The organism is Paenibacillus sp. FSL L8-0644 (assembly GCF_038008165.1).
Classification (GTDB): domain Bacteria; phylum Bacillota; class Bacilli; order Paenibacillales; family Paenibacillaceae; genus Paenibacillus; species Paenibacillus polymyxa_D.
The window spans coordinates 275,818-295,000 of the sequence record NZ_JBBOYN010000002.1; the positions used below are offsets into that span (position 1 = coordinate 275,818).

General features: G+C 48.3%; 4 protein-coding genes and 2 rRNA genes (1 of these 6 cut by a window edge). All 6 read right to left on the minus strand.

Translation table 11 applies throughout. From position 1 onward, the window contains the following. Positions 1-20: 20 nt before the first annotated feature. Complete coding sequence (locus tag NSS94_RS26075; protein WP_341040515.1) at positions 21-12,701, minus strand: amino acid adenylation domain-containing protein; 12,681 nt, start codon at positions 12,699-12,701, stop codon at positions 21-23. Beyond that, on the minus strand, positions 12,676-13,899 hold the full coding sequence (fabD, locus tag NSS94_RS26080) for an ACP S-malonyltransferase (protein WP_341040516.1): 1,224 nt from the start codon (positions 13,897-13,899) through the stop codon (positions 12,676-12,678). Before fabD ends, NSS94_RS26075 begins: the two co-directional genes overlap by 26 nt. A 708-nt stretch (positions 13,900-14,607) precedes the next feature. Then, positions 14,608-14,733 carry a hypothetical protein gene (locus NSS94_RS26085; RefSeq protein ID WP_256026113.1) on the minus strand — a complete coding sequence of 42 codons (126 nt, stop codon included), beginning with the start codon at positions 14,731-14,733 and terminating at the stop codon, positions 14,608-14,610. 117 nt (positions 14,734-14,850) lie between these two features. Next, entirely contained in the window at positions 14,851-15,012 is a 162-nt protein-coding gene (locus NSS94_RS26090) for a hypothetical protein (RefSeq protein WP_341040517.1), read from the minus strand. A gap of 1,057 nt (positions 15,013-16,069) precedes the next feature. Next, positions 16,070-16,186: ribosomal RNA gene (gene rrf, locus NSS94_RS26095) — 5S ribosomal RNA — on the minus strand. Positions 16,187-16,338: 152 nt separating this feature from the next. After that, positions 16,339-19,183 (minus strand): 23S ribosomal RNA (locus NSS94_RS26100); it runs 103 nt beyond the window's last position.

Genomic DNA, 19,183 nt, shown 5'->3' on the forward strand with positions numbered 1-19,183 from the left:
TTTCCCCCTCAATCGAATATTTATAGGCTTTCATAAAAATGCTTCATCTCTTCGAACTCTTCCAAATCCAGATCATCTGCCCCTACGTCTGTTGGTGTCAGTTCCTGACCGGACTGATCAAGGCAATGACGAATGGTATTCAACAGGTGTGTTTCGAAGCGGGAGAAAAGTTGTTTAACCGTGCGCTCTTCATATGCATTCCTGTCATAGGATATACGGATACTTAATTTTCCGTCCTCCAACCGGCTATCCATATAAAGAGCATAAGATGAACCATTAATCACATCCTTGGTACCTGGTCCAATTTCAGCTTGCAGCGGCGATATTGAAAAATAAACCGATTCCGGGTGTGGGGAGTCTATATAACGGAAACCAATTTCCGGATGACGAAAACGTTTAGAATCCGTTGGATTGCTGGCTTCGGTCAGATATCTCAATGCACCGTAGCCCAATCCGTGATTTGGAACCTGCCGAACCGTTTCCTTCACACGCTTGAGCAACAGCGCTATATCATCCGCAGATTTGATGTCCAGTACAACTGGATACACGGACGTAAACTGTCCTACCGTTCTGGAGATATCCAGCGAATTTGTTTCAGCCTGCTCTCGGCCAGGGTTCTCCACGTAGAGTGCAATCCGTTCTTGTCCTGACCATTCGGACACTGTTTGCCCCAGTACGGACAGCAGTACTTCCTCCGGCACGGTATTATAGGCATGATTGACCTGTGTCATCAGATGCTGGGTTTCGTCAGTTGATAATTGCAGGTGGAGCTGATGTGTTTGTCTCTCCGATCCAGAATCCGTAATGACTTCATGGTCTTTGGGAAGCGTTCTCCACTCTGACAACTCTATCTTGTTCCAATAGTCCTGCTCCTTGAGCAGCTCTTTACTATTCGCATAGTGCTCAAGATGCTCTGCCCACGTTTGGTAAGCGTTCGTTTTGTCCGGTAAAACAATCGTTTCCCCATCCAGAGCTTGTCCGTAGCCTGTTGCCAGATCTTCGAGCAAAATATTCCATGAAATGGCGTCAGCCACTAGTGGGTCTACAGCAAGGAAAAGATGATCTCCGCTATCCAGACGGAAAAGCCCTGCCCGAACTCGTGGTCCTTCAAACAGCCGCAGGCTGCTTTGAATCCGTTGACATTCAGCTTCCATCTGGCTGCGTGCTTCGCTTTCCGTTCCCGTAAGCGACAGTACCTCCAGCGTGATTAGCTGTTCATGCAGTCCTTTGTGAGCTTGCGTAACCGACTCGTCAGCCTGTTGTAATAAGCCAAGGCGCAGAGCATCGTGGTGCTCTACGATTTTCTTCAATGCGGCTCGCAATGGCTGCTCGTCAAAGCCCGACTTTGCCAACAGCAGTACCGACATTGCGGCAGGAAGTGCCTCGGATGCTGGATGCCGTTCAAACCCATCGAGTAGATGTCGTTGTATCGGTGTCAGTGGTACTTCTCCATCTATCGGACCTTGCTCTATCGGACGGGACAATGTTTCTGCATAGCCGCTCAGGATTTCAATGGACGGATGCTCCAGTACGTGTCGGATATCCAGCAAATACCCGTGGAGACGCATGCGTGCGATGACTTGAACTGCTTTAATCGAGTCGCCTCCGAGCAGAAAAAAGTTATCCTGAATGCCCACCTGATCGCGTCCCAAAACATCTTGCCATACGGCGGCCAAAGCTTCTTCCACATCATTTCGCGGCGCTACATAGGCCACATCCGGTCGGAATAGCTTTTCAGGCTCCGGCAATGCTTTTCGGTCGGTTTTTCCGTTCGGTGTCAACGGTATCCGATCCAGAAACACGAAGTAAGACGGAACCGAATAATACGGGAGCAACTTGGCGGCATGTTCATGAATGACCGTTAAGCTTGGTGTTTCTTCTGTATGCAATACAATGTAGGCACACAAGACGGATTCTTGCTCTTTGTTTTGATATACAGTGACGACAGCCTCTTGAATTGCAGAATGGCTCATCAAAGCATTTTCAACCTCACCCAGTTCGATCCGGAATCCACGTACTTTCACCTGATGGTCGATTCGGCCGATAAACTCCAGATTTCCATCTGCTTTCCAGCGAACGAGGTCACCCGTTCTGTACATTCGTGTCCCTATTGAAAATGGATTATCCACAAATTTTTCTGCCGTCAAATCCTCGCGGTTCCAATAGCCACGCGCCAGCCCTTCTCCTGCAATGCATAGCTCACCCGGTATACCGATTGGCTGTAATCTGTCCTGCGCATCCATGACGTAAATTTGCGTATTCGCAATGGGGCGTCCAATGTCAATCTGATTGGCATGGGTAAGTTCCTGCACTGCCGACCAAACCGTCGTTTCCGTAGGTCCGTACATGTTATAAATACGGGGGCCATTCAATTTCTGCAATGCCTCCAGCAGCCTGGGTGGAAGCGCTTCTCCCCCAACCATAATTTCCTGTACACCTTGCAGCGCACGGGAGCCTTCCTCATGACTCAGCAGCATGTGCAGCCGCGATGGCGTCATTTGCAGCATGTCAATATGATGTGCAGTAATCAGTTCGCCAAGTGCCTGAGGATCGACCTGATGATGGCGGTCGCCTAGCACGACGGTCATTCCGCCTAGCAGCGGCAGAATCGCTTCCAAAACGAAAATATCGAACGAAATAGTGGTTAGCGATAAAATCGTTTTGTTCGCTGCAAAGTCGATCACTTCACGCATTCCTGTAATAAAATTCAGCACCGAGCGATGCTGGAGCATAACTCCTTTCGGATTTCCGGTTGAGCCAGAAGTATAGATGACGTAAGCCAGATGCTCCGGCTGAGCAGTGGCTTCCAGATTGGTCCTTTCTCCTTGATATACTTCCTCATCTTCGATAAACAGGGTGTTGGCGCTGTAATGGTGTTCTCCTACCAGATCGCGACTGGTCAGGAGCACGGCAGCCTCACTGTCACTCAGCATATACTCAATACGGGCTGACGGATATTCAGGATCGATAGGCACATAAGCGCCACCCGCTTTTAGCACGGCGAGCAGACCGATAATCATTTCCGCCGAACGCTGCACCATCAGGCCGACTAGCTTATCGGGTCCTACACCATGCGCTTGAAGTATCCGTGCCAGTGAGTTAGCACGTTCGTTCAAGTCCCGGTAGGTCAGACGCTGATTTCCGAACACCAATGCTATATGACCCGGCGTCTGTACGACCTGCTTTTCAAACTGCCCGTGAACTGTCTCATAGTGCGGGAAAGGTACGACGGTATGATTAAATTCGGTTAGCAGTAATTGCTTCTCTTCATCAGATACGATCGTAATATCGGCCAACCGCACCCCGACATCCTGCGTCACCGTTTCCAAAATTCGCACAAAATGCTCTCCCATCCGTCGGATGGTCTCCGGTTTAAACAGCTTTGTGCCATACTCCAAAGTGAAGGACAAACATTCTTTTTCCTCGGTCACATGCAATGAAAAATCCACCTTGGATATACCCGCGTTGAATTCTTCCGGTTTAAAACGAATGCCTCCTGTTTCCAAAACATCTGTGCCGACATTTTGCAAACTGAACATCGTATCGAACACCGGGTTTCGACTTAGGTCGCGCACCAGTTCCAGCCTGTCTACAAGCTCATCAAACGGGTATTCTTGATGCTCCAGTGCCAGCAGCGAGTTTTGCTTAACCTCCTGCAAAAAGGATTGGAACGTTAAAGAAGATCGCGGCTGATTGCGAAGAACCAGCGTATTGACGAACATGCCAATCATCGCTTGCGTATCCACATGCCGTCTTCCGGCAACAGGTGTACCCACGATAATGTCCTCTTGGCCAGTATATTTGCCCAGCAGGATATTATAAGCCGACAAAAGTATCATAAAGATCGTAGATTCGGTATCTTGGGCCAATTTGTAGAGTGTGTTAGTAAGTTTGGATTCCAAGGTGACGGTCAAGCTGTCACCTTCAAAGCTTTGTGCTTGTGGACGCGAAAAGTCCGTAGGCATATTTAGTACAGGAAGCTCGCCCTTCAAGGTCTGGAGCCAATATGATTCATGCGCTTGCAATGCGTCGTCAGTGATCTGCTGCTTCTGCCAAGCAACAAAGTCTTTGTAATGAAGCTGAATGTTCGCAAGCTGTCTGCCCTGATACCGTTGAATGATTTCATCTAGCAGCACGGCCATGGAGAAACCATCGGACACGATGTGATGCATATCCACTAGCAGATTGAAGCCACCTTCGATAAATTCGTACAGTTCGGCGCGGAATAAAGGAGCTGTTCCCAGATGAAAAGGCTGAACAAACAAGGTCCGAGCCTGTTTTGCTTCTTCCTTGGAAATACGGGTATATGGAATGTCGAATGGAATCGTGTCCCGAACTTTTTGTACCACTTCCCCGTCTTCCAGATCGAAATACGTCCGAAAGGATTCATGACGCAAAATAACTTCCCTAACGGCTTCAATGAAGCGGGGAACCTCCAGATCTCCCTCTATGAAAAGCTGACCGGGTACATGATAGGCCTTTCCACCTCCCAGCTGATCCAGCACGTACATTCTCTTTTGGGAAGAAGATACCGGATAGAAGGCTTGCGATTTCACAGATACAATCGGTTCGTAGTTCTTCTTTGTTCCACCCGCAATATATGTAGCCAGCTCAGCAATCGTTTGCAGCTCAAAAATGTGGCTGAGTGGAATGTGTACACCCAATTCCTTATTGACTCTCGACAGAATGACCGTCGCTTTTAGTGAATCACCACCCAGTTGAAAAAAGTTATCGTCATCGCTGATATCTGTTACATTCAGAACGTCCATCCAAATGTTCACGAGTTGATCTTCTACGCTGTGGTTCTCAGGAGCGGTGTCTGTTTTAGTCAATACACTTGCTTGTCCCGGCTCTGGCAAAGCCTGTAGATCAGGCTGACCATCCGGCAGAAGAGGAATATGATCCATAGGAATCCAAAAACGGGGCTGCGTATAATCTGGAAGAATTTCGATTGCAGCCTTTTTCAGTGCGTCTTCTTCCCATGGCTTCGATGCGTTTGCGACCACATAGGCGGTTATATATGAGACTTTTCCAGCTTCGTCCGTTTGCGATGTAATGACGCAGGACTCCAATCGGAAAGTTTGCAGCAGGTGTTTCTCCAACTGCCCCAAATTAACCCGATGTCCGCGAATGTGGATAGTCCGATTCAAATTGCCAATATGTCGCAGCTTGCCATCGTTTTCTACGTAAGCCCATTCTCGGGTCGTTCCCAACAGGCCTGCTCCTGAGGCTTGATACACCTCCCCTGCTGTCCCAACAGGTGCCAAATGCTTGTAGGCATCGAGGACGCAAAGATAGTTTCCGTTGGCGTCGGTATTTGCTGCCCATGCAGTTCGAAGTTGTTCGTTCTCCGACGCACGGAGTAAAGTCAGCGCGGAAACGCGGGCCCCTTCTTCCTCTACAATGGAATACAGCAGATTCAGGAAATATCCTGACCAGGCTTCGATAATGTTTGGCTGAAAAAGATCCGAATTGTAGTCGAAATCAAGACGTAATTGTTGCTGCGCCTCTGTCACGTTCAAAAACAACTCGTATTTGCTGAATGATACCTCATTCTCAATGAGTTCTACTTCCAGTTCATGGAATTGAAAACGCGGAATCGGTCGATCCATATTGAATACAGCGTTAATGACTGGCAAATGCCTCAGCCCCAGCTGAGCAAGTCCGGCAAAGCTGTACTTTTGGAAGCTATCCAGTTCATTCATGCGCTTTTTGACTGTTTGGACATGCTCCGTAAAAGTAGCATCAGGACGCACTTCGCTGATCATCGGAAGCAAGTTGACACAGTTGCCGATCAGAGAGAAGGCGTCCATATGGGATTGTCCTGCGGTGGGAACCCCCACCGTTACTTCCTGCTGCCCTGTCAGCCGATGTAGAAAAATCTGAAAGGCGGATAGCAGCGTTATAAAAAGACTGCTGCCTAGCTTTATGCTGGCGGATCTCAATTGTTTAACGAGCGGCGCTTCGAGCATTACGGTATGTCTGCTTCCTCTGGAAGACGGAATCTGTATTCCCCTCACCGGAGATGGCAAATGGAGGACAGGCTGCTGCTTTTCTAGCACTGCCGACCAAAAAGCAAGGGCCTCTTTTTTCCCTGCTTTCAATTGATCCTGCTGCCAAACAACGTAATTCCGAAAAGGTACTGGATCGGGAAGGTTGTAGGCAGCATGTCGAACTAGCGCAGAATAGATGTGTTCCAGTTCCTGAATGAATACACTGATTGACCAGCCATCAGCGATAAAATGATGAAACGTAAAAACACCCAGATGCTCTTCATTCGATATTTTCAGCAGATGAATCCGGAATAATGGCTCGTCTGGCGTCATGGCAAATGGGGTTTCACTGTCCTTGATCATCCATGCCCGGATATGTTGTTCCTGTTCATCTGGGTGATAACTGGTAAAATCATGAAGCGGGATTTCCGCTTTCACCACAGGAGCGAACACCTGAGTTTCCCCATCGCCGCTCATAAAGATATGTAAGGCTTCATGACGGTTTACAATGGTCTGGATAGCTTGGTTGAACGCCTGCTGCTGAAGTGGACCACGAAACCGCAACAAGGCGGTTTCGTGTAAAGATTGAGAGTCACTTCGATCTGAAACAGAAGCGAACCAAAGCTGCTTTTGCTCTGGAGTTAACGCAATAACAGTTTCTGCTGCTTCAGCCTCTGGAGGTACGGTTACAGGTACAGGTTGCTTTCCCGGCCCCGGGCCGTTTCCATTCGGGGGCGGGTCCGGTAAAAATCCCCCTTTACGCAGCTCGTTCACGCTATCCTTGACCGCTTGTACGATTCGCGCAATATCTTCCTCGGTATGGGCCGTGGACAAGAAGCAGTTTCGTCCCTCCCAGATATAGATGCCTTTGTCCAGCATGTGATAGAAGAACAGCTCCAGATCGCCTTTGAGCACGAAGCGGAATAGGGAGCCAAAGTGAACGACCTTCATAGGTACGCGTTCGTCAGTGAAATAGCTGTTCAGCTCCGCTGCTAACGCCGAGGTGCGGCTGTTCAAGCGATTTTGCAGTTGCTCGCCATGCTTCTCCAAATGATCCAGCACCGCTAAGGATGCAGCCATTGCCAGCGGATGATGGCAGAAGGTTCCTGCCACAAAGGTTCGCTGCTGCTCATGCTGCGGATAGGAATCATCCCCGAAGCTCCACGTGCCTCCGTCGATCCCGTTCATAAAGGCGGCTTTTCCGGCTACGATGCCGATGGGCAGCCCGCCGCCAATGATTTTACCGTAGGTCACGAGGTCGGCTTGTACCCCAAACCACGCTTGGGCTCCTCCGGGCTGAATCCGGAAGCCTGTGATGACTTCATCAAAAATGAAGGCAGTACCCGACTGCTCCGTTATCTGGCGAATTTCCTGCAAAAAGGCTTTAGGCTGAAAATCTGGTCGGCGGCTTTGTACCGGCTCCACGATAACCGCGGCCAGTTCATGCGCATGGGTGCGGATATAATCCAGAGAATCGTCCGCCCCATAATGAAGCACGACGACATCGTCCACCATATGCTGCAAGATACCTGGAGCTAGAGGTGTCGAATGCTCCTTGTCATCACCCGCGCTCCCCAGTGCCAGCACCCCGTCGAATGTACCGTGATACGAGCCAGCAAAAATGACGACTTTAGCTCGTCCAGTGGCAGCACGTGCCAAACGGAGCGCGACCATGACGGCTTCCGTGCCGGAATTATACAGGGCAATCCGTTCCACGCCGGTCATCTTGCATATTCGCTCGGCGACCTGTCCGGCCATGTTGGACATGGGGCCGACACACATGCCGTTCTTCAGCTCTTCTTCAATTTCTTCACGAATAAAGGCTGGATTGTGTCCGAACAGATTCACACCAAAGCCCATCGTCAAGTCGACATATTCATTGCCGTCCAGATCCCAAATTTTTGAACCATCGGCGCGTTGGGATACAATTTGATACACCATTTCCTTCAAAACAGGCCGGAAACCAGCCACATTGCGGTTATTGGCGTATACGGAGCGATACTGCTGGGTGTACTGTTTGGTGCTACCCGTACGGGCCGTGTAGCGTTCAATCAGTTCTTGCAGGTGTTGTTCCTGACGGAGCGAAAGCAATTCACGTGCTTTAACATCCAGCTTTTTATAAGGCGTATACGGCTTGACTTCATTGCCTGTCTGCTTGAAAACAGCCTTTACGGATGGTGCTGGTGCTAATGCAGCCGCGACTTTCTGCTTGGATTCGGTACGGATGATCTGCGCACTTTCACTACTTGCCGGTAGCAAAACGCCCGTTTCCGGGTTAAATGGCTCGGAAGCTATTACGGATGCAGATGGCTGATGCCGGAGAACATCGAGCTGCTGTGACATCAGATGTAGCTGTTGCTCCAAAATTCGCTCTACAGCCGCAGGAGCTGTAGCGATTGGAAAGCTTTGAGCCCGTGTTTGTCCAGCCGTGTCTATGGCATAAACGGATGCCGCAGCCGGAACAGCGGATTCATGAGACGGTTGGGTTAGCGGGAAAGCTGCGTGATCAACCTGATTCAGAGTTGTTTCTGGACGATTTTCCACAGATTGAACCGGGGTTTCAGCAGAAGTGAAAATGCTGACCCGCTCGGCTACGTAGCTGGCCAACAGCTCCAGCGTGGTCAACGATTCGAAAAATTCGTTCATTGGAATGTCCAGTCCGAAGGTATCCTTGATACTGTGGCGAACCTGGGACAAATTAATGGAATCCAGCCCAAGCTCCAGAAAATGTGTTTGTGGCTCCAGTTCCTCCAGACTGAGTTGGGACACGTTACCGATCATTTTCGCTAACTTTTGAAGAATAGATGATTTGTGCTGATCGGTAGTAGATGCTGGCGCTGAATACTCGTTCCCCATAATTCCAGACTCCTTTGCTTTTGAGTTTTCATGAACTGGTACCTTCTGTTCCGTTCGAACCTGTTCGGGTACGTTAATCCAGCATCTTTTCCGTTCGAATGGATACGTAGGCAGAGAAACCTTTTTATAGTGCTTACCTGCATAGAGGGCATTCCAATCGATCTGCGCTCCTTGCACATACTTGGCAGCCAGTTGCTCCAGTGATTGCAACGTGTCCAAGCTTCCAGTGACCATCTCTGCGCCACCTGTGCTATCCGCTTTCCCGGTGTATACACCTTCGACGACTCTACCTTGTTCGTGTAACTGAAGCACCTTCGCCTTCAACGCATCCGCCCCTGCGGCAGTAACAGCAATCCGGTGATTCAGGTGACTTCTGCCTGTGTTAGCCGTATAGCATACCTCCTGCATCACGAGTTCTTCCGCACATCCGAACCGTTCTGCGTACCGCCCGACCAGCTCGTGCAAAGCGGATTCACTCCGCGCTGACAGGGTCAGCAGCAGTGGTGATGATCTATTATTGCTGTCCGTTGAGGCTTGGTCTGATTCTGCCCTCGCTATATATTCCTCCAGCACCACATGGCAGTTTGTCCCGCTGAATCCAAAGGAACTCAGGCCGCTTCTTCTGGGGAAACCGTCCGTCTTCCATTCCCTAAGCCTCGTATTGGCATATACCGGGGATTCCTCAAAATGGATCTTTTGGTTTGGTGTGCGAAAATGAACGAGCGGCGCAATCCGTTGGTGCTTCATGGACAATACGGATTTGATCAAGCCCGCAATCCCGGCGGCTTCGTATAAATGACCGATATTCGTTTTGACCGTGCTGATCGCCACAAACTGCTTACGCTGTGTATGCTTGCGGAAAGCCTTGGTAATGCCGTCAATCTCAACCGGATCACCCAGCTTGGTGCCGGTGCCATGTGCTTCGATATAACTTATCGTTTCAGGATCAATCCGTGCATCACGCCACGCCTGCGAAATCACTTCTGCCTGAGCGAGGGCATTCGGCGCGGAAATACCAATCGTGCTGCCGTCCTGATTGATGGCACTTCCCTTGATCACGGCTAAAATGTTGTCACCGTCTTGTTCCGCTTTGCGCAGCGGCTTCAGTAAAACGGCTCCAACTCCTTCACCCCAGCCCGTTCCGTCCGACTGGTCGTCGAAGGCGCGTGCTCGATCATCGGAGGATTCCATGCCAATGCCCGCTTTCAGCGGCAGTAAAATCGTTTTCACTCCTCCTGCCAAGGCCATGTCGCAGTCTCCGCTAAGGATGGACTTGCAGGCCAAATGCACTGCCACGAGGGATGAAGAGCATGCTGTATCAATGGTTAGCGCCGGACCTTTTAGATCGAGCAAATATGCAATCCTGCTGGAAATAATGGATGATAAATTACCAATGGCAAAGTTCGGCAGCGCTCCCGGTTCCACCTCAGACAACAAACGCTCGTATTCGAAGCTGGTTTTGGAGAAGCCGACATACACGCCGACCTTTCGGCCTGCCAGTTGCTTACCCCCATACCCCGCATCCTCAATCGTGCTCCAGGCTGTTTGTAGAAATAACCGTTGATTCGGGTCCATGAGTGAGGCTTCCCGTGGAGTCAGCTTAAAGAAGGAGTAATCGAACTTGTCTACTTCATCCAGATAGCCGCCTTCTGCAATTTGCATATTCCGTCCTTCCGTATTCAAACGGGAAATGAAATCTTCGGCATCTTTTCTTCTTTCATCGCTGTACGGGCCGATATTGTCAGCCCCTGATGCCACATTCGCCCAAAACTGCTCTAATGTTTCCGCTTGAGGAAACTTGCCTGACATGCCGATGATGGCGATATCCCGGACATTTGCTTCCTCCTTGGTCTCGGACTGTGCTGTTGCAGCCGGGTCGCTGCTCATGCCCTGACTAGAGATATATGCAGCAAGCTTGGCGATGGTCGGATAGGAAAAGAAGTCCGTCACCTCAATATGAATCCCTAATTGATCCTCCAACAGGTCCACAATTTGAACGAGCTGCAAGGAAGTCACTCCGATATCAAAGTAGCTGTCGTCCGTCCCGATCGACTTTACATTTAAAATATCCTGGCAGATTCCAATCAGCTTCTGTTCTATCTCTCCTTGAGGTAAGACTACACGCTCAGCTGCTTGCATGACTCGAGTAGCCTCGGCCAGTGCTGTCAATATTTCATCAAATTCGCCCTGCTCATAACTCTGGGCTAATTTGAAGCGCTGAACCTTTCCACTGGTTGTTTTAGGAATACGCCGGATCGGAACCACATCCTGAATATGCCAACCTCCCCGGTAATTTAGATGACTTTTCAGCTTTTGGACAAGCGGTACAAAATGCTCTATCTTTTTCGTGTGCATCACAAAGGCAATAATACGATCCTGCCTCGTTTGCGTATCATGTACACCGCACACGGCTACTTTTCCGAGATCCACACCATCCAGTTCCTCGGCAATCCTCTCGATGTCATGCGGGTAGACATTCTGTCCGTTCACGAAAATGATATCCTTGGCTCTACCAGTAATAGTCAGGCGACCGTTCCGCATAAACCCTAAATCGCCAGTGATAAGCCAGCCATCCTCTGTTTTGACCTTCGCGGTAGCCTCTGGATTGTTATAGTATCCGGATGTCACATTTTTGCCGCGGATCTGTGTGTGTCCAATCACCCCATCTTCAAGCACCTGATTTTTTTCATCGCAAATGCGGACAGAGGTACTGGCCAACGGATACCCCAAATCCACAAAAGTAAGACACCGCTTGTCGGACTTGTCCACTTCTTCTATGGGTTCACCCACGTGTAACTGCTGCCGGTTCAAATGAATGGGTATAAAGGTGCTTTTGTCCAGAGGTGGAGAGGAAACTCCCACACTCGCCTCTGCCAATCCGTAGACAGGAAACATCGCATTTTTATTCAAACCGTGAACACTCATTGCATCCATAAACACATCACAAAGCTCCACAGATACGGGCTCCGCTCCATTTAAGATCATACGGACACTTGACAAATCCCAGTTAGCTGCTGTTTCGGGTTTATACTGATCGAGAAAAAATTTATATCCAAAATTGGGAGAGCATATTTGAGTCACCTTATGCTCCGATACTTTTTTTAGCCATAAAGACGGGCGTCTGATAAAAAGTGCCGTTGGCATAATCAACTGCTTGGCATTAGCGATCACGCAGGTTAAATGAAATGCGATCAATCCCAGGTCATGCGTAAGCGGCATCCAGCCCAAATAAGCATCCTTGGAGCTCATGCCCGTTTGATTTGCGACATCCCGAATATTGTAAACCAAATTTTCATGCGTCAGCATGACTCCTTTGGGATCACCTGTAGAACCTGAGGAAAATTGGATAAAAGCTAAATCCTCCGGTTTGGGTATATGGGCAACACCTTTACTCTGATTGGAATAATCGAATATATGGCTTGAAAAAGTCGCTTTTTTAACGGGCTCAAAGGAATCCAGCAGTTCGTGCTGGTGCGAGTATTTTTCTAACTGTTCCAATACCTTGTCATCTGCAATCATATAAGGGTGGGAAAGTGTATTCCAGATTTTAAACAATTTCATTTTATGCTCATCATTATTCCCTATGCTTATAGGAACAGGAACGATTCCACCGAGTAGGCAACCCCAAAATACATTTACAAAGGTATGATTGTCGTCGATCTGCATGATCAGCTCATCGCCAGGTTGTATCCCTTTTTCCTGTAATTCATAAAGTACCTGTGATGCTTGCTCCAGAAGTTTACAGTAGGATACGTATTCCTCTTGTTTATCACCAGAAATAAAGGTGATTCCGTTCTCATCCCGGCTTGCACGGTCTTGAATGATTTCAATTAAAGTTTGAAACTGTTCCATCCTGATCCCTCCTCAATTGCTCTAGCATTACTTTCTGCTCTCCTTCGGAGACCTGTTTGGTTTGCAACACCAGGCGAATACACTCCAAAATCTCCTGTCTTTGCTCAAAAGCAGGAGGTGAACCGCTCCCTGATTCAGAGCTTCGAAGTAATTCTTCCAGTCTTCGAACAGGTAAAATAACACCCTTTCGATAATCATCTTCATTCCAATTGGCATTGGGGGTAGATACCGCCAATGAAAGGGAACGAGCAACCCAATCACGGATTGAGAAGCGGCGTTCCAGTTCAACGCGATCCAATTCTCTATCCACGGACAGCAATTCAATGGTAGTGTTTATTTCCTTCGCCAAATTTTTCAGCACCGTTCGTGGACCTAACTCGATGCCTTGTTTTACGCCATGATTCTCCATATACTGCATGGTCTGAATCCATCGAACCGGGTGAGTCATTTGCAAAATCAATCCTTGACGGATGCTGTCAACATCGGGGTATGGCAGAGCGGTCACATTGGAGATCACGGGCCACTGCGCTTCATGGAAAGTGTATTTTTGCAGCTCGATGGTCAGCCTGTCCGCAGCATGCTGCATAAGCGGACTATGAAAAGGGCCGCTGACCTGCAAGCGAGTAATTTGAGCCCCCCGCTGTTCTAACTTGTCAGCTACCATAGCTATCGATGTATGATGACCAGAGATGACATACTGATTAGGCGAATTGTAACAAGCAATAACAGCAGGCTGATCGATTGGGGAGTGCAGACGACAGAATTCTTCCACAGCGCCTGGCTCAGCTCCGCGAATGGCAATCATGCTGCCCAGACCGGCCTCTGCGGCTTCTTCCATGATGCGTCCTCGCTTTTGAACCAGTCGTAAAGCGTCGCTAAAGGATAGAACACCGCTACTTACCAGAGCTGAATATTCACCCAGGCTATGACCTGCTGAAAATTCAGGGATAATTCCGATTTCATGCATATAACGCCGGAATGCAATGACACTGATCGTGAGAAGTGCGGGCTGAGTATAGAATGTTCTGGATAGCTGGGTCATCGGACCTGCCATGCATAAAGCTTTCAGATCATATCCCAAAATATCAGCAGCCTCTTCAAACAAACGATCCGCTTCATTAAAATCGCTATGCCATGCCGCTCCCATTCCTACATACTGAGAACCTTGTCCTGGAAAAACCAAAGCCATGCGATTCATACCAAACCCCTTTCCTCCCCACAAAGATGTGGCAAAGCAAAAATGTTTTTACGATTCAGGTGTTAATGTACATATGTATGAAGACAATAGCTGTAGAGATAGATGTAGCAAAAAGCAACAAAACCGATTGTCAAAAAACAGTAATCGACATGTAAAAATGAGTTGGTTATGGAGTTTCCATTCGTGGTGTGATTGAGATCAAAAGTCAGATGTGTGAGTAGACTTGGAAGTGTAAAAAAACTTGAGGTATACTGGAATTCCAGGCTTGGAACCTAAAATTCAGTATCATAGATGAATGTGATGAGAAATTGTTGAGGTCATACAGGATGTTTTTCGATGTTAAGTATTAAATGAGAAATATTTTATTTATATAATAGATATGGACTCGAAAAATGTCAATATCTTTTTTAAATTCCTTTAATAAGGAAAAAATGCGATATATGAATGATTTTGTTTCAATATAAATATAAAAGTAAATTAAAGTATGTCGATATAATATATAAGTATATTATACACACAAACAATGCCCTCTTTTGTCTAAAAATCAGGCATTGTTTGTAATTTCTAATGAATTTTTGTAAAATTTCTGTGTAGTAAGTGCAAGAAACAGATTTTGTGTTATATCTGGTGCTTGACAAACCAAATTGTAATGCGTTGCAGTCGTTCCAAACGAAGCTGCGCATGTCCTTTTCATGAAAGTTCGTGGCTTTATCCAACCCCCTTTCGGCGAACAAATCGGCTTCGTCCGTTCTTGGTGATCGAGATACGTTCATATTCCCAACGCTCGTACATGGATAGCAGATATGGATGCTTCTCCGCTGTCGCCAGTGTCACCGCAGGGGCACCCAACTGATCACGAATAATCGTGTGTTCTACTCAATTCGTTTTCTCCCGTACCCTTGGCCTGTGCAGCCGGGTCTACAGCGAACCACATCACAAACGGCAAGTCGATTATATAATCAAGGGCTTATTTTTCGAATGGCTAACAGTAGCCTGAATGACCCCGTTAATTTCCAGCACATAGCAATAGCAATCATTGTGTTTAATGTTCTCCCGAATGAGAGCAACGTCTGCCTGAGTGACAGGCCACTGGAGTCCCAACTGCCGGATCATTTCGTACGCTTCGTAGGTCACATACTGTTCATCTGCACTAAGTTATCTGAATGTTCAGGTAAAATCAATATCTATGTCATCAATTTTAACAACAGTCATTCCTTGATAAGGGGGTTTACGCTCCAAAAAAGTAACAGGAACGTAAAAGTCCGAATTATCTTCTTTCTTTATACCCAAATGAATGTATCTGCCACTAAAAATGTTATACAACATAAACTCAGCATCAATCATGCTTTGGGCTAACTGAGGATTAAAAATAATAAAGCTAGGTTGATGTAGTAATTTATGAAGAAATGGGAAATGTCATATACGATAAATGGTTCTCTCATATCCGCCTAAGTTGGCTTTTTTCAGCATTTCTAAAGTCAGTGTTCCTTGTCTTAATTTTGGAAACCCTTTTTTTCCACGATATGAAGACCCAGTTTTCATTTTATGTATGCAAAGTAAATGAAGAAGATCAAAAGTTCTAAAATGCAACCTGATGCCACGCTTTTTATGACGAATTTTATAATGAAAAATTAAGTTACAAAGGTGCTCCTCATAAAAGATACTTCACTTATCGTCGCTTTAGCAAGCTGATTTCTCACTTTGTCCTTGTTAGCACCCATAAAATAAATGTCTTAAAACCTTTCAGATACATATCTTTAGGAACAAGCATAATAATCCAGTATTCTGCTATTCTTACTTTTATTTGATATGGACGTAATACATATCCATGCTCATACATATAATAGCACTCTTTAGGCTAACAGTTCACTTTGAGTTCAGAGGAATTTCTTCAATTAAACTTGCGTCTGTATGGCGAACATTCCCTACAGCTTTAGAAACGGGATACGAGTTCATTAATCCAGCAGGGTATGACCAAGGCATTTTTATACATGTTCCATTTTTGTTATTTCAATGTAAGAACTACGTCACCCTACTCTTCGTCAGGACTAGGTTACTTCTATGTTATTCCTTCTTAGTTTCCATATCCTTTCATTAAACTGTTTAAATATCTAATTCCGAAAAGATAAAAGAGAGCACAGCCCATTATGGCTGTGCTCTCTTTTATCGTGCTTGGCGACGTCCTACTCTCCCAGGACCCTGCAGTCCAAGTACCATCGGCGCTGGAGGGCTTAACGGTCGTGTTCGGGATGGGTACGTGTGGAACCCCTCCGCTATCGCCACCAAACATGAATTTGCTACGCAAATTCTTCCGTACGGTTATTCGGTTCACCACATATCGTGTGAATGAATAGCCATGCGCTTGTCGTATGTCACTTGTACATACCTTCAAGGTTACACCCTGAAAACTGGATCCGAAACTCATTTGCGTTTTATTCTTAGGATAAGCCCTCGACCGATTAGTATTGGTCAGCTCCATGCATTACTGCACTTCCACCCCCAACCTATCTACCTCGTCGTCTTCAAGGGGTCTTACATACTGGGAAATCTCATCTTGAGGGGGGCTTCACGCTTAGATGCTTTCAGCGCTTATCCCTTCCGTACATAGCTACCCAGCGGTGCTCCTGGCGGAACAACTGGTACACCAGCGGTACGTCCATCCCGGTCCTCTCGTACTAAGGACAGCTCCTCTCAAATTTCCTACGCCCACGACAGATAGGGACCGAACTGTCTCACGACGTTCTGAACCCAGCTCGCGTACCGCTTTAATGGGCGAACAGCCCAACCCTTGGGACCTACTTCAGCCCCAGGATGCGATGAGCCGACATCGAGGTGCCAAACCTCCCCGTCGATGTGGACTCTTGGGGGAGATAAGCCTGTTATCCCCAGGGTAGCTTTTATCCGTTGAGCGATGGCCCTTCCATGCGGTACCACCGGATCACTAAGCCCGACTTTCGTCCCTGCTCGACTTGTAGGTCTCGCAGTCAAGCTCCCTTCTGCCTTTGCACTCTTCGAATGATTTCCAACCATTCTGAGGGAACCTTGGGGCGCCTCCGTTACTCTTTAGGAGGCGACCGCCCCAGTCAAACTGCCCACCTGACACTGTCCTCGCACCGGTTTACGGTACCAAGTTAGAACCTAGATACGATCAGGGTGGTATCCCAAGGATGCCTCCCTTCAAGCTGGCGCTCAAAGTTCGACGGCTCCCACCTATCCTGTACAGATCGTACCCAAATTCAATATCAAGCTGCAGTAAAGCTCCATGGGGTCTTTCCGTCTTGTCGCGGGTAACCTGCATCTTCACAGGTATTAAAATTTCACCGGATCTCTCGTTGAGACAGCGCCCAAGTCGTTACGCCATTCGTGCGGGTCAGAATTTACCTGACAAGGAATTTCGCTACCTTAGGACCGTTATAGTTACGGCCGCCGTTTACTGGGGCTTCGGTTCATAGCTTCGCTCTTGCGAGCTTACCACTCCCCTTAACCTTCCAGCACCGGGCAGGCGTCAGCCCGTATACTTCGCCTTGCGGCTTCGCACAGACCTGTGTTTTTGCTAAACAGTCGCTTGGGCCTTTTCACTGCGGCCCCCTCGGGCTATTCACCCTACCGAGGCACCCCTTCTCCCGAAGTTACGGGGTCATTTTGCCGAGTTCCTTAACGAGAGTTCTTCCGCGCGCCTTAGAATTCTCTTCTCGCCTACCTGTGTCGGTTTGCGGTACGGGCACCTTCTCCTGGCTAGAGGCTTTTCTTGGCAGTCTGAGATCATGACCTTCGCTACTATAATTTTCGCTCCCCATCACAGCCCAGCCTTACGATGTGCGGATTTGCCTACACACCAGCCTCACTGCTTAGACGGACATCCATCCGTCCGCGTCACTACCCTACTGCGTCACCCCATCGCTCATAACGGATTACGGTGGTACAGGAATTTCGACCTGTTGTCCTTCGACTACGCCTATCGGCCTCGCCTTAGGTCCCGACTTACCCTGAGCGGACGAACCTTCCTCAGGAACCCTTAGGCTTTCGGCGGATCTGATTCTCACAGATCTTTTCGTTACTCATACCGGCATTCTCACTTGAATGCAGTCCAGCGCTCCTTACGGTACACCTTCAACCCGCATTCAACGCTCCCCTACCCCTGATGCAAGCATCAAGCCATAGCTTCGGTGGTGTGTTTAGCCCCGTTACATTTTCGGCGCAGAGTCACTCGACCAGTGAGCTATTACGCACTCTTTCAATGGTGGCTGCTTCTAAGCCAACATCCTGGTTGTCTGTGCAACTCCACATCCTTTCCCACTTAACACACACTTGGGGACCTTAGCTGATGGTCTGGGCTGTTTCCCTTTCGACAATGGATCTTAGCACTCACTGTCTGACTCCCGGAACTAAATCTATGGCATTCGGAGTTTGACTGAGCTTGGTAACCCTTGCGGGCCCCGCACCCAATCAGTGCTCTACCTCCACGATTCTTCTTTCCGAGGCTAGCCCTAAAGCTATTTCGGGGAGAACCAGCTATCTCCGGGTTCGATTGGAATTTCTCCGCTACCCCCACCTCATCCCCGCATTTTTCAACATGCGTGGGTTCGGGCCTCCAGTGCGTGTTACCGCACCTTCACCCTGGACAGGGGTAGATCACCCGGTTTCGGGTCTACGTCCACGTACTCAATTCGCCCTATTCAGACTCGCTTTCGCTGCGGCTTCAGCTCTTCACCTTAACCTTGCATGGGAACGTAACTCGCCGGTTCATTCTACAAAAGGCACGCCATCACCCGTGATTTTTCCAAAGGAAAATATCATAGGGCTCTGACTTCTTGTAAGCACACGGTTTCAGGATCTATTTCACTCCCCTTCCGGGGTGCTTTTCACCTTTCCCTCACGGTACTGCTTCACTATCGGTCGCCAGGGAGTATTTAGCCTTGGCAGATGGTCCTGCCGGATTCATACGGGGTTTCACGTGCCCCGCACTACTCGGGATCCGTCTCGGAGAGAACAAGTTTTGAACTACAGGGCTTTTACCTTCTCTGGCGGGCCTTTCCAGACCTCTTCATCTAACCGGTTCCTTTGTAACTCCATGTGAGACGTCCCACAACCCCAAGGAGCAAGCTCCTTGGTTTGGGCTAATCCGCGTTCGCTCGCCGCTACTGACGGAATCACTATTGTTTTCTCTTCCTCAGGGTACTTAGATGTTTCAGTTCCCCTGGTCTGCCTCTATTCTGCCTATGTATTCAGCAGAAAGTGACTGTCGATGAAGACAGCCGGGTTTCCCCATTCGGACATCCCCGGA